General features: G+C 69.3%; 17 protein-coding genes. 10 read left to right on the forward strand and 7 right to left on the reverse strand.

Annotated features, from left to right (window positions below):
* The first annotated feature begins 63 nt into the window (after window positions 1-63).
* Window positions 64-549 carry a glycine zipper 2TM domain-containing protein gene (locus ACQQ2N_RS10705; protein WP_440221573.1) on the forward strand — a complete coding sequence of 162 codons (486 nt, stop codon included), beginning with the start codon at window positions 64-66 and terminating at the stop codon, window positions 547-549.
* A gap of 26 nt (window positions 550-575) precedes the next feature.
* Entirely contained in the window at window positions 576-1,016 is a 441-nt protein-coding gene (locus ACQQ2N_RS10710; RefSeq protein ID WP_440221574.1) for a glycine zipper 2TM domain-containing protein, read from the forward strand.
* Window positions 1,017-1,120: 104 nt separating this feature from the next.
* Here ACQQ2N_RS10710 and ACQQ2N_RS10715 read toward each other — a convergent pair whose 3' ends face one another.
* From ACQQ2N_RS10715 to ygfZ, 4 genes are all read right to left on the reverse strand, one after another.
* Complete coding sequence (locus tag ACQQ2N_RS10715; protein ID WP_440221575.1) at window positions 1,121-1,285, reverse strand: hypothetical protein; 165 nt, start codon at window positions 1,283-1,285, stop codon at window positions 1,121-1,123.
* A 269-nt stretch (window positions 1,286-1,554) separates the two neighbouring features.
* On the reverse strand, window positions 1,555-1,965 hold the full coding sequence (locus ACQQ2N_RS10720) for a cell wall hydrolase (RefSeq protein ID WP_440221576.1): 411 nt from the start codon (window positions 1,963-1,965) through the stop codon (window positions 1,555-1,557).
* Window positions 1,966-2,766: 801 nt separating this feature from the next.
* The gene (locus tag ACQQ2N_RS10725) at window positions 2,767-3,606 is read right to left on the reverse strand and encodes a phosphate/phosphite/phosphonate ABC transporter substrate-binding protein (protein ID WP_440221577.1); all 840 of its coding nucleotides are present in this window, start codon (window positions 3,604-3,606) and stop codon (window positions 2,767-2,769) included.
* A gap of 39 nt (window positions 3,607-3,645) precedes the next feature.
* The gene (gene ygfZ / locus ACQQ2N_RS10730) at window positions 3,646-4,521 is read right to left on the reverse strand and encodes a CAF17-like 4Fe-4S cluster assembly/insertion protein YgfZ (protein ID WP_440221578.1); all 876 of its coding nucleotides are present in this window, start codon (window positions 4,519-4,521) and stop codon (window positions 3,646-3,648) included.
* Window positions 4,522-4,622: 101 nt separating this feature from the next.
* Here ygfZ and ACQQ2N_RS10735 point away from each other — a divergent pair, with 101 nt between their 5' ends.
* From ACQQ2N_RS10735 to ACQQ2N_RS10770, 8 genes are all read left to right on the forward strand, one after another.
* Complete coding sequence (locus ACQQ2N_RS10735; RefSeq protein ID WP_440221579.1) at window positions 4,623-4,796, forward strand: DUF1674 domain-containing protein; 174 nt, start codon at window positions 4,623-4,625, stop codon at window positions 4,794-4,796.
* A 68-nt stretch (window positions 4,797-4,864) separates the two neighbouring features.
* Window positions 4,865-5,260, forward strand: coding sequence for a succinate dehydrogenase, cytochrome b556 subunit (gene sdhC, locus ACQQ2N_RS10740; RefSeq protein ID WP_440221580.1), 396 nt, complete (start codon window positions 4,865-4,867; stop codon window positions 5,258-5,260).
* The gene (gene sdhD, locus ACQQ2N_RS10745; RefSeq protein WP_440221581.1) at window positions 5,257-5,649 is read left to right on the forward strand and encodes a succinate dehydrogenase, hydrophobic membrane anchor protein; all 393 of its coding nucleotides are present in this window, start codon (window positions 5,257-5,259) and stop codon (window positions 5,647-5,649) included. The genes sdhC and sdhD overlap by 4 nt, the downstream gene beginning before the upstream one ends.
* 3 nt (window positions 5,650-5,652) lie before the next feature.
* Window positions 5,653-7,446 carry a succinate dehydrogenase flavoprotein subunit gene (gene sdhA, locus ACQQ2N_RS10750; RefSeq protein ID WP_440221582.1) on the forward strand — a complete coding sequence of 598 codons (1,794 nt, stop codon included), beginning with the start codon at window positions 5,653-5,655 and terminating at the stop codon, window positions 7,444-7,446.
* A gap of 60 nt (window positions 7,447-7,506) precedes the next feature.
* Window positions 7,507-8,295: a succinate dehydrogenase iron-sulfur subunit gene (locus ACQQ2N_RS10755; RefSeq protein WP_440221583.1), complete on the forward strand. Its 789-nt coding sequence runs from the start codon at window positions 7,507-7,509 to the stop codon at window positions 8,293-8,295.
* A 49-nt stretch (window positions 8,296-8,344) separates the two neighbouring features.
* Window positions 8,345-8,764 (forward strand): MAPEG family protein, encoded by a 420-nt coding sequence (locus ACQQ2N_RS10760; RefSeq protein ID WP_440221584.1) that lies wholly within the window; start codon window positions 8,345-8,347, stop codon window positions 8,762-8,764.
* On the forward strand, window positions 8,761-9,006 hold the full coding sequence (locus ACQQ2N_RS10765; protein WP_440221585.1) for a succinate dehydrogenase assembly factor 2: 246 nt from the start codon (window positions 8,761-8,763) through the stop codon (window positions 9,004-9,006). The genes ACQQ2N_RS10760 and ACQQ2N_RS10765 overlap by 4 nt, the downstream gene beginning before the upstream one ends.
* Window positions 8,978-9,388 carry a hypothetical protein gene (locus ACQQ2N_RS10770; protein WP_440221586.1) on the forward strand — a complete coding sequence of 137 codons (411 nt, stop codon included), beginning with the start codon at window positions 8,978-8,980 and terminating at the stop codon, window positions 9,386-9,388. Before ACQQ2N_RS10765 ends, ACQQ2N_RS10770 begins: the two co-directional genes overlap by 29 nt.
* 37 nt (window positions 9,389-9,425) lie before the next feature.
* Here the strand turns inward: ACQQ2N_RS10770 and ACQQ2N_RS10775 are convergent, their stop codons facing one another.
* From ACQQ2N_RS10775 to ACQQ2N_RS10785, 3 genes are read right to left on the reverse strand one after another with little or no spacing between them, the layout of a single operon-like run.
* Window positions 9,426-9,971 carry a DUF924 family protein gene (locus ACQQ2N_RS10775; RefSeq protein WP_440221587.1) on the reverse strand — a complete coding sequence of 182 codons (546 nt, stop codon included), beginning with the start codon at window positions 9,969-9,971 and terminating at the stop codon, window positions 9,426-9,428.
* Window positions 9,972-9,974: 3 nt separating this feature from the next.
* Window positions 9,975-11,807 carry a monovalent cation:proton antiporter-2 (CPA2) family protein gene (locus tag ACQQ2N_RS10780; protein ID WP_440221588.1) on the reverse strand — a complete coding sequence of 611 codons (1,833 nt, stop codon included), beginning with the start codon at window positions 11,805-11,807 and terminating at the stop codon, window positions 9,975-9,977.
* 30 nt (window positions 11,808-11,837) lie between these two features.
* Window positions 11,838-12,203, reverse strand: a complete 366-nt coding sequence (locus tag ACQQ2N_RS10785; RefSeq protein WP_440221589.1) for a DoxX family membrane protein — start codon at window positions 12,201-12,203, stop codon at window positions 11,838-11,840.
* Window positions 12,204-12,378 lie beyond the last annotated feature (175 nt).

The raw sequence follows: 12,378 nt of genomic DNA on the forward strand, positions 1-12,378 counted from the left end.
GCCGCGACGCGATGCTGCCGCCACGTCCGGGCTGCGACCCGGTCTCGTCCGGAGGTATCCGCCATGCGCAAGTCCCTCATCGCTCCCGCACTCCTTGGCGCGCTCGTGCTCGGAGGCTGTGCCACGTCCCCGCACTACGGTTACGACGATCGCGGCTACGACCGCTACGATCGCGGCGTGCGTTACGACCGTCGTGTCTGTTCCAACTGCGGTCAGATCGCGAGCGTCGAGCGCGTGACACTGCGCCAGCCGGGCCAGACCAGCGGCGGTGGCGCCGTGCTCGGCGCGATCATCGGTGGTGTGCTCGGCAACACGGTCGGCAGGGGCGACGGTCGTCGTGCCGCGACCGTCGCAGGCGCGGTGGCCGGCGGATTCGCCGGCAATGCGGTCGAGCGCAACGGCACGCGTGGCTATCGCGAGGACGCCTGGCTCATAACGATCGACATGGACGACGGCCGCTGGGCCGAAGTGACACAGGATTCGAGCGAGGGGCTTCGCCGCGGCGACCGCGTCGCGATCCGTGGCGAACGCGTCTACCTGATCCGCTGATCCATCATCACAGAGAGGACTCCATCATGTTCACCCGCATCGTTTTCGCAGGTCTTCTCACCGCGACGGTCGCCGGCCTCGCGCCCATCAAGGATGTCGAGGCACGCGGTTCGCGTGACCGTTACGGCTGCGACAGCTGCGGCCGCGTCGTGCGCATCGAGTCGATCGGTCGTCGCGACAGCAACGTCGGCGCAGGCGCCGTGATCGGCGCGATCGCAGGCGGCGCGCTCGGCAACAGCGTCGGCAGCGGCGACGGCCGCAAGGCCGCCACGGTCGCGGGCGCGGTCGCCGGTGGCGTGATCGGCCACAACGTGCAGAAGAAGAACCGCCGCAGCAACTATTACTACCGCGTCTACGTGCGCATGGACTACGACGGCCGCACGCGCTCCTATGAGCAGTCCGACGACTACGGCCTGCGTCGCGGCGATCGCGTCATGGTCGATCGCGGCTACGTGACGCCGTACTGACGCATACGTTCCGTGCGTGTGACCGAATGAAGCCGGCAGGGCCAACCTGCCGGCTTTTCTACGCGCGCATCGACTCTGGCTGATGTCTCGCGGGGTGTGTCGCGTTACCGTGCATCGTCGTGCACACGCGCGAAGTTTCTTTTTGCATGATGCGCATGCGTGATCGTCGCTGCCGCTGTGCGCTCCACGACGAGCGCACGGCTGCGCTGCATGGCCATGGCGAGGGCATGCAGCGGGATGGCGGTGTCATGCGCGAACGTTCCGGTCATCGGCGGTGTTGCGCATGCGGGTGAATCGCGGCGTTGCTGCGAACGCATCCCGGTCCGTCTGCATCCCGTCGCGAGCACGAGCGGGCGCCATCGTCGACGCGCTCCATCACGTCGAATGCCTGGCGGCGCGCGGCGCGGCGTCCGCTCCGAGCCGATGTGACTGCATCGTCCCGAGGGAGCTCGCGACGTTCGTTGCAGGCATGAAAAAGCCGGCTTTCGCCGGCTTCGGTGTCTCGTCGGTGGATCGCCGCGGACGATGCCGCGCGATCTCAGTTCACGCGGTAGAAGCTGTGCGCACCGATCGTCGCGACGGCCTGCGCCTTGCCCTTGCTCCAGCTCGGCGAGGCCTTCTCCTCGGCGACGAAATGGTCCGCATCGGGCACCACGAACGTGCGTTGCGCCGTGGGCAGGTCCCACATCTTCATCGTGTGGTCCGCCACGCGCCAGGCCTTTTCCCAGGCCTGCGGGTTGCGCAGCATGTAGTTCTTGTTCGTCGTCGAGACCGCGAACTGTCCGGGTGCGCTGACCACGCTGCACACGTCGTCGCCCCACTTGCCGCTTTCCCTGCGGCGCATCGCCACTTCGGCCACTGCGGCCTGGCCGCGTTCGGTCTCGCTCCTCGCCTCGAGGTAGATCGTCGCGGCGAGGCAGGTGCGCTCGGCGACATCGTGTGGCGCCACGGAGGCGAGCCACAACAACCACGCTAGTTTCATCGAACCGTTTCTCCTCTGACACGCGCGCGGGCCATTGATGGCGATCCACGCGTTCCTCGCCGCGGGCCGGGGCCCGTGGCATGAAAATCATCGGTGGTGGGCATGGAAGGCGGGGTCCGCCAACTTCCATTCCGCATCGTGGCCACCGGCGCGCACGCGCTGCCGAGGTGTCCTGCATTCCGTGCGTCTGCCTGTCGCGGCGGTCGCTGGAAGCTGATGCGTCGTCCCTTCGGCGTTGTTAAAAAGCCGTTTCGGGACACCTCGCGACGCGCGCACGGCTGCGCAGCGGTCTCGAGGCCGGCGGAGCGTACGCGAACCGGAGCACGCTTGTCATCCCCTTGACGCATGGTTCCTGAACGTCGCGTTCAGCGTATGGATGCGCTGCACCATGGATCGTTGCATGTGCAATTCATGTCATGGATTGAGCGTATGGATGTATGGACGTATGGACGTCCGTAATTGAAATGTTCGTACGACGTACTCATCCATGGGGATGGCGGCTTCGCCTGCGGATGCCCCTTGCGCGTGACGTGCGGGCGCGATCGGCATGGAGGCGTCGAGGCGGTTTCGATGGTGCGATCGCGCCATCGCGGCGGGTGGTGCCAGGTCACGCTTGCGGAGGCGTGATGCGCACGCGCGGCGCACGCCATCATCCCGTTCGCGGATCCCGATGCATTGCGCGCGGAGGGGATCCCGCGCCGCGCTCACGCAGCGGCGGATCGTCGATCGGTGTATCCGCCACGCACCGTGCGTGACGGATGCGCGTGCTCAGCGCGTGCCTTCGCGCTTGTACCCGTAGAAGCCCGACAGCACCTCGGAGCTTCCCGTGTAGTCGGCCGCGGCGGCGCCGACGAAACGGCTGATGCCGAGTTCGAGCAGCAGTTCGGCGAGCTCGGGCTGGCTGCCGAGTTCGAGCAGTGCCGTGCGCAATTTCTGCCGTGCCTCTTCGGGCACGCCGGGCGCGGCGAGCACGCCGGCTGCGGCGAATTCGCGCGACGTACGGATCGTCACGAGGTTCGGATACGTGTCCTTGAGCCAGCTCGGAATGATCGCCGCGCTCGCTTCGCCGCCGAACACGATCTGCACGGCGTCACGCCACGAGTTCGCACTCGAGGCGATCGTAGGCGAGCGCACCGGATCCGGGTAGAAGCCTGCGAGCAGGGCATAACCGAGGCTCGGGGCGGGCATCGTCACGACGGTCTTGGACAGCAGTCCGTCGAGACCTGCGCCCTCGAGCTGCGGATCGGCGACGAGCGTGTAACTCGTGTTGCCGGCGACGCGCACGAGCGGCACGTACTTCGCGCGCGTGATGCGGTAGTCGGCGAAATGCGCTTCCTCGAACGCGAAGTCGGTAACGTTCTCGTCGAGCAGCGAGCGCCAGTACGCCGAGTAGTTCGGCGGCGTCACGAGCGTCCAGGTGTCGCCGGTCACCTTGTTCAGGTAGGTCATGAGCGGCGCGTACATCTCGCGCGCCGTCTCGGGCGGATAGATCGGCTCGGCGGTGAAGCGGTACTCGGCGGCGTGGCTGTTGCCTGCGGCGGCGAAGAGCCCCGCGAGGGCGAGCGCCGCCGCGCGGAGCGGCAGCGATGGCATGGCGGTCGTGGGCATGGCGGTGTCTCCCCTGTGCGGCCGCTGATAGCACAAAGCTCAGGGCAAGGCGAGGTTCGGTGCGGCAAACGCACGCCGTTGCGCGACGGCGCCGGTGGCCTCGACGCGCAGCCCCGTGGCATCCGCGAGCGCGTCGGGCAGCACCGCGAGCGCCTCGCTGCCGGTCCCGCTCGCGGCGGCGTGCAGGACGACACCATGCGTGCCGGTGATCCCGGCGTCGATGATCGTCGTGCCGGGGGCGGGCGGGGCGCCGTCGATCACGAGGAGGAACGGATGGCGCTTGTTGCCGCCGCGGAAATGCAGGCGCGCGACGATCTCCTGTCCCGGGTAGCAGCCCTTGTCGTAGCTCACGGCGCCGAGGCGGGCGAGATCGAGCGCGGCCGCGACGAGGGTTCCGGCGGTGGTCCCGTCGATCCAGGGCAGGCCCGCCTGCACATCGGCGAGCGCCCAGCTCGCGGCGGCGTCGACATCCTCGCGCGCCGGCGTGGTCGCGCGGGCGAGCAGGGCGGTGCGGCCGCCCCGACCGGGCAGTGCGATCGCCCAGCCATCCTGTTCCGCGGCGACGATGCCGGCCGGCACGCGAGCCGCTCCGTCATCGAGCAGGGCGAAGTCCTCGATCGGCGCGATCGTGACCTTCGAGCGGAACACGAACCGGCGCAGTTCGGCGGCGAACGCCGCCCCGTCGCCGCGCGGCAGCCACGCGACGAGCCGCTCCGGGGCGAGCTGCATCAGCGCGAACACGGCGCGCGCGCGGCCCTGCGCATCGAGCCAGGCGCTCCATTGCCAGGCCCCCGGGGTGAGCGCCGCGACATCGCTCGTGAACTGCGCGTGCGCGAACGCGACCGCGTCGCGGCCTTCGAGGCCAACGAGCGTCGCGGGGCCCAGATGGGCGGGGGGAGAAAAGGTATCGATCATCGTCAGCATCGTAATGGAGCCGTCAACCCATCATCGTGCACCGCAGCACGGGTTGTCAGTCCGTGCCCCGGGCGTTAAAATTTCCGGCGCTTTCGAGCCTCATGTCCAAGTCGAATCCCGTCATCGAGTCGCCACCCGAAGCTCCGGTTCCCGAAAAGGAACAGGGCGGGGAGGCGCGCGCGCCGGAGCGACCTGGAGAGATCGGCGGCAGGGATGGCCCCGACCCGGTCCGCTACGGCGACTGGGAAAAGAACGGCCGCTGCATCGATTTCTGATCGGCTCTGCGGATTCCCAAGGCCCACCACCAGGACGCCAGCCACGGCGCGAGCACAAGGCCAGCCCCATGTCCCAACCCGTCCGACCCTTGTCACCGCACCTGCAGGTGTACCGCTGGCAGATCCAGATGGTCACCTCGATCCTGCATCGTGGCACCGGCATCATCCTGGCCGTCGGCAGCGTGCTCATCGCCGCCGCCCTGGCCTGCCTCGCCTCCGGCCCCGAGGCCTGGGCCTGCGTGACCGGCCTCGCCGGCTCGTGGTTCGGCCTGCTCGTCCTGTTCGGCTGGACCTGGGCCCTGGCCTACCACTGGATCAACGGCATCCGCCACTTGCTGCAGGACGCCGGGCTCGGCTACTCGATCGCCCAGTTCGTACGCAACGGCTGGATCACGGTGATCGGCAGCCTCGTCATCACCGGCCTCGTCTGGGGCGTGGTCATCGCGCGCGGAGTCTTCGCATGAGCCGCTTCGACCGCTTCCGCACCCCGATCAAGAACGCCCGCGGCCTCGGCTCCGCGAAGGACGGCGTGCACCACTTCATCGTCCAGCGCATCACCGCCGTCGCGCTGCTGTTCCTTGCCATCTACGTCGTCGGCCTCGTCGTGACGCTGGCCGGCGCCGACTACGCGACCGCGCGCGCGGCCGTCGCGCACCCCGCCAACGCGGTGCTGCTGGTCGCCTTCCTGCTCGCGATGTTCTGGCACGCGCAGCTCGGCCTGCAGGTCGTCATCGAGGACTACGTGCACACGCCGTGGCTCGCGATCGCCTCGCAGCTCGCCGTGCGCTTCGCCTGCGTCCTCGCGGCCCTGGCGAGCGTGTTCGCCGTCGTCCGCATCGCCCTGGGAACCTGATCGATGTCCAACGCCTACAAGATCCAGGAACACCAGTACGACATGGTCGTGGTCGGTGCCGGCGGCGCCGGCCTGCGCGCGACGTTCGGCCTCGCCTCGAAGGGCCTCAAGACGGTCTGCCTCACCAAGGTGTTCCCGACCCGCTCGCACACCGTGGCGGCGCAGGGTGGCATCTCGGCCGCGCTCGGCAACATGGGCGAGGACGACTGGCGCTACCACTTCTACGACACGATCAAGGGTTCCGACTGGCTCGGCGACCAGGACGCGATCGAGTACATGTGCAAGGAAGCGCCGGCCGCGATCATCGAGCTCGAGCACTACGGCGTGCCGTTCTCGCGTACCGACGACGGCAAGATCTACCAGCGCCCGTTCGGCGGCATGACCACGAAGTACGGCGAGGGTCCGCCCGCTCAGCGCACCTGCGCCGCGGCCGACCGTACCGGCCACGCGATGCTGCACACGCTCTACCAGCAGTCGCTCGCGCACGAAGCGCGCTTCATGATCGAGTACTTCGCGCTCGACCTGATCTGGGACGACGAGGGCGTCTGCCGCGGCGTGCTCGCGCTCGACATGGCCGAAGGCACGCTGCACCTGTTCCGCGCGCACGGCGTCGTGCTCGCGACGGGCGGCTACGGCCGCGCCTACTTCAGCGCGACCTCCGCGCACACCTGCACCGGCGACGGCGGCGGCCTCGTGCTGCGCTCGGGCCTCGCGCTGCAGGACATGGAATTCGTGCAGTTCCACCCGACCGGCATCTACGGCGCGGGCTGCCTCATCACCGAGGGCGTGCGCGGCGAAGGCGGCATCCTGCGCAATTCGTCGGGCGAGCGCTTCATGGAGCGCTACGCACCGCACTACAAGGATCTCGCCTCGCGCGACGTCGTCAGCCGTTCGATGACGATCGAGATCCGCGAAGGCCGTGGCGTCGGCGAGCACAAGGACCACATCCTGCTCGACCTGACCCACCTCGGCCCCGAGGTCATCCACGAGAAGCTGCCCGGCATCGCCGAGAGCGCGCGCATCTTCGCGGGCGTCGACGTCGCGCGGCAGCCGATCCCGGTGCTGCCGACCGTGCACTACAACATGGGCGGCATCCCGACCAACTACCACGGCGAAGTCGTGCAGAAGGTCGGCGACGATCCCGACCGCGTCGTGCCGGGCCTGTACGCGATCGGCGAAGCCGCCTGCGTGTCGGTTCACGGCGCCAACCGCCTCGGCTCGAACTCGCTGCTCGACCTCGTCGTGTTCGGCCGCGCGGTCGCCAACCGCTGCGAGAAGACGATCCGCCCGGGCGCGCCGCACAAGATCCTGCCGGCCTCGGCCTGCGACAAGGCGCTCGAGAACCTCGACCGCCTGCGCAACGCCAACGGCTCGTCGCCGACCGCCGAGATCCGCCTCAACATGCAGCGCACGATGCAGAACGACGCCGCGGTGTTCCGCACGTCGAAGACGCTGCAGGAAGGCTGCGACAAGATGGCCGGCATCTTCTCGAGCTTCGAGGACGTCAAGGTCAGCGACCGCTCGCTGGTCTGGAACTCCGATCTCATCGAGACCTACGAACTGCAGAACCTGCTCTACAACGCGGTGGCGACGATCACCTCGGCCGAGCAGCGCAAGGAGAGCCGCGGCGCGCACGCGCACGAGGACTACCCGGACCGCGACGACGTGAACTGGCACAAGCACACGCTCGTGACGGTCGACGACAAGGGCAAGCCCGCGTTCGACTTCCGCCCCGTGCACATGACCACGCTGACCGACGACGTGCAGCCCGTGCCGCCCAAGGCGCGCGTCTACTGAGCAGTGTTCCCCGTATCGAGCCATCGCCTCACGGCGTAGCGAACAGAGCGAGAAACGAGCGTGGCAGAGTTCAGCCTCCCGAAAAATTCGAAGATCCAGAAGGGCAAGCACTTCGCGGCCAAGCCCGGCGCGAAGCAGGTGCGCCAGTTCCGGGTCTACCGCTGGAACCCGGACGACGGCGCGAACCCGCGCGTCGACACCTACGACGTCGACCTCGCCACGTGCGGTCCGATGGTTCTCGACGCGCTGATCAAGATCAAGAACGAGATCGACCCGACGCTGACGTTCCGCCGCTCGTGCCGCGAAGGCATCTGCGGTTCGTGCGCGATGAACATCGACGGCACCAACACGCTCGCGTGCACGAAGGCCATCGAGGACTGCGGCAGCGGCAAGGGCGATGTCCCGGTCTACCCGCTGCCGCACATGTCGGTGGTCAAGGACCTCGTGCCCGACCTCACGCACTTCTACGCGCAGTACGCGTCGATCAAGCCGTGGCTGCGTTCGCAGACGCCGGCGCCGCCGAAGGAGCGCCTGCAGTCCAAGGAAGACCGCGCGCGCCTCGACGGTCTCTACGAGTGCATCCTGTGCGCGTGCTGCTCGACGAGCTGCCCGAGCTACTGGTGGAACGGTGATCGTTACCTCGGCCCGGCGATCCTGCTGCAGGCCTACCGCTGGATCGTCGACAGCCGCGACGAGGACACCGGCGAGCGCCTCGACGACCTCGAGGATCCGTTCAAGCTCTACCGCTGCCACACCATCATGAACTGCGCGCGCACCTGTCCGAAGGGCCTCAACCCGGCCAAGGCGATCGCCGAGATCAAGAAGCTCATGATCGAACGCCGCGCCTGAGCGCGGCGTCGTCCCGCGGCGTCCGCCGCGACCTGCAGGGAAGCACGGCATGCCCGCGAACGCCATCCTCGTCCCGCTGCTCGCGATGGTCGCCGTGACCGCGCTCGTCTGGGGCGTGCTCTACAAGCAGCGCCTCGGCGAGATGGGCCGCAAGAGGATCGACCCGCAGCGCCTCGCCACGGCCAGCGACGCCGCGGCGCTGCTCGACGACCGCCGCGCGTCCGACAACTTCCGCAACCTGTTCGAGCTGCCGGTGCTGTTCCACGTCGGCGCGCTCGCCGCGTTCGTGACGAACGCCGTCGACGCCTGGCTGCTCGGCTTCGCCTGGGCGTTCGTCGCGCTGCGTGCCGTGCACAGCCTCGTGCACTGCACGTACAACCGCGTCATGCACCGCTTCATCGCGTATTTCCTCGCGACGCTCGCTTTGTGGGCGTTCTGGATCCGCCTCGGCGTGGCTTGGCTCGCGTGAGCGCGGAGCTGTCCCGCCTGCGCTGGCGCTGCCGTCGCGGCACGCGCGAGCTCGATCAGGTGCTCGGCGGCTGGCTCGACCAGCGCTATCCCACTGCCGACGACGCTGCGCGCGCCGCGTTCGCACGCTTGCTCGACCGCCAGGATCCGGACCTGTGGGACTGGATCGTCGGCCACGGCAGGCCCGACGACGCCGGCGAAGCGGCCGTCATCGATGACATCCGCGCCCGCCATCGCGCTTGAGCTCGCGCCGTCGCGACGCCTCGCGCTCGGCGCGGGCGCGGTCGCCGTGCTCGCCGTCGTCGCGATCGCTGCGAGCGGCATGCCGCCCGTGATCCAGCTGGTTTCGATGCTCGTCGCGACGTCGATCGCGGTCGTGTCGATTCGTCGTCAGCTGCGTCCAGGCTGGACGCGCGTGACCTTCGATCGCAGTGGCTGGCAGCTCGTCGACGTCGCGAGCGACGTCGTGCCGGTCACGTTGCGCGGCCACGCGCGCCTCGGTCCACTCGTGTCGCTGGACTTCGCCGTGCCCGAGCGGCCGCGCTTCCGCTTCGTCGTCGATCGCGCTGCCGTCGATGCGGACGCGTGGCGGCGGCTCGTGCTGGTGCTGGCACGTTCGCCGTAACCGCATCGCCCACGCACGCTGCGATCGGCCTTGCCGCTCAACCCTTGAAGCCACCCTCGGCGAGGAACGCGAGTTCCTCGGGCGTCGGCGTGCGCCCGAGCTCGCGGTGGCGGTGCGGGAAGCGGCCGAAACGCAGGATGATGTCGCGGTGCAGTTCGGCGTAGCCGAGCAGTTCGGCGCCGAGGGGACGGATCAGCTCGACCGCGCGGTGCTGGTCGGCGAGGTCCTCGGAGTGCTCGAACGGCATGTAGACGAACACGCGCAGCTCCTGCGCGATGGCCTGGTCGTGGCCGGCCGCGATCGCACGATCGGCGACGTGCCGAGCGAGCGGATCGGTCGCGTACATGTGCGCGCTGCCGCGGAACGCGTTGCGCGGGAACTGGTCGAGCAGGATCAGCATCGCGAGCGCGCCGTCGGGGCTGTCGAGCCAGGCGTCGCACTCGCGCCGCGCGACCGCGAAATGCGCCGCGAGGAAACGTTCGCGGAAACGTTCGTCGAACGCCTCGTCCTTGCGGAACCAGGCTTCGGGGCCGGCGTCGCGCCAGAACGCGACGCAGTCGGCGGCTTCTCGGGCGTGGTGCATGGGTCAGGTCTCCGTGGCGGGCTGGCGCGTGACCGCGGCCGTTTCCTCGCTGAGCGCGCGTGCCGGGCGCTGCGGCGTCGTGAACGGCGTCGGCTTGGGCTGGTTGCCGAGCATGAGCGGGATGCCCGCGCGCACGTCGCCCGCGGCGACCTCGAGTTCGAAGCGCTCGGCGTCGCGTCGGCGCATCTCGGCCGCGGTCTCGGCGGCCTCGTCCTCGTCGACGCCGAGCGCGCGCAGCGTCGCCTCGCCGAACTTGAGGGCCGACTCGAACGTCTCGCGGATCTGGAACTCGACGCCCGTGGCGACGAGCTTGGCCGCGTGCTCGCGGTCGTAGGCGCGCACGAGCACGCCGGCCTGCGGGAACTCCTCGCGCGCGAGCTCGGCGATCAGGGTCGCGGCGTCCTTGTCGTCGATGCAGACCGCGATGAGGCGTGCGCGGTGCGCGCCGGACGCGTGCAGCACGTCCAGGCGCGTGCCGTCGCCGTAGTAGATCTTGAAGCCGAACTCGCTCGCGCTGCGGATCATCTCGACGTCGGTGTCGATGATCGTGACGTCGCAGCCGCGCGCGAGCAGGCACTGGCACATGACCTGGCCGAAGCGGCCGAAGCCGATCACGAGCACGGTGCCGGACAGGTCCTCGGCCTTGTCAATGCCCTCGAGCGACGGCGCGGGCTTGGGCACGAGGCGGCGCACGAGGATCACGAACAGCGGGGTGAGTGCCATCGACAGCACGACGATCGCGGTGAGGTTGGCGTTGACGGTCGCGTCGATGACGCCGGCCGCGGTCGCCGCCGCGAACAGCACGAACGCGAACTCGCCGCCCTGCGCCATGAGGACGGCACGGTCGAGCGCGTCGGCGTGGTGCGTGCCGAGCACGCGTGCGACGACGTAGATGCACGCCGCCTTCGCGGCCATCAGCGCGAGCACGCCGGCGACGATGACCGGCCAGTTCGCGGCGACCACGGCGAGGTCGAGCGACATGCCGACCGCGATGAAGAACAGACCGAGCAGGATGCCGCGGAACGGTTCGATGTCGGCCTCGAGCTGGTGGCGGAACGTCGACTCCGACAGCAGCACGCCCGCGATGAACGCGCCCATCGCGGCCGACAGGCCGCCGAGCTGCATGAGCAGCGCCGCGCCGAGCACGACGAGCAGCGCCGCGGCGGTCATGACCTCGCGCGCCTTGGCCGCCGCGAGCAGGCGGAACAGCGGGTTGAGCAGCCAGATTCCGGCTGCGATGAGGCCCGCGAGCGCGGCGATGCCGATGCCGATCGAGGCGAGCCGCGAGTCGCCCGGATCGCTCGCGACCACCGGCGACATGAAGCTCACGATCGCGAGCAGCGGCACGATCAGCAAGTCCTCGAACAGCAGGATCGAGACGATCTTCTGCCCGCGCGACATCGCGATATCGCCGCGTTCGGTCAGCAGCTGCATGACGATCGCGGTCGAGGTCAGCACGAAACCGGCCGCGCCGATGAACGCGACCGGCAGCGGATAGCCGAAGGCGAGGCCGACGCCGCTCAGCGCCAAGGTACAGACGCCGATCTGCAGCGCGCCGAGGCCGAAGATCTCGTGCCGCAGCGACCACAGGTGCGAGGGCCGCATCTCCAGGCCGATCACGAACAGGAACATGACCACGCCGAGCTCGGCCGTGTGCAGGATCGCCTGCGGATCGGTGAACAGGCCGATGCCGAACGGGCCGATGATGAGGCCGCCGGCGAGGTAGCCGAGCACCGAGCCGAGGCCGAGGCGCCGGAAGATCGGCACCATGACCACGGCCGCGCCGAGCAGCGTGACCACCTTGACCAGTTCGTTCGCGCCGCCCTCGACCGCCATCAGCTGTCCCCTCGTGTGAAGGGCGCGATGCTAGCGCGTCCGGCGGCCGAGCGCGGCGAGCAGCAGCAGGCCGCCGATCGTGGCGAGGTTCTTGAAGAAGTGCAGCAGCTGCGCATGCTGCGACGCGCCCGAGAAGCGCCAGAACGGATGCGCGAGCACGGCGTCGACGAGCAGCACGGCCGCCATCACGAGCGCGAGCGCGCGGACCTGCCAGCCGACCACGATGAGGGTGCCCGCGATCAGTTCGAACAGGCTCAGCAGCAGCACGCCGTTGGACAGCGAGGTGCCGGCGAGCGGTCCCATCCCTGCCGCCCCGAGGAGACGCTCCGCGCCGAGGACGATGAATACGCTGGCGATCAGCACGCGCGCGAGGACGAGGACGAGCGGATGGGTCATGCGGGCACTCCGGACGGCGCGCCGGACGAGGCGCGTCGTCGATGATGCCAGCTGTGTCCGGGATCGCACACCGTGAAGACTCGATGCGGCGCTCGTCGTCAAGCGCGGCTGCCGTGTCGCGTGTGGCCGCACAGGCGCGGGTAGCACGCATCGTGGCGTGTGCGGCGATGCTCCT

Source organism: Dokdonella aquatica (genome assembly GCF_051987395.1).
GTDB lineage: Bacteria > Pseudomonadota > Gammaproteobacteria > Xanthomonadales > Rhodanobacteraceae > Dokdonella.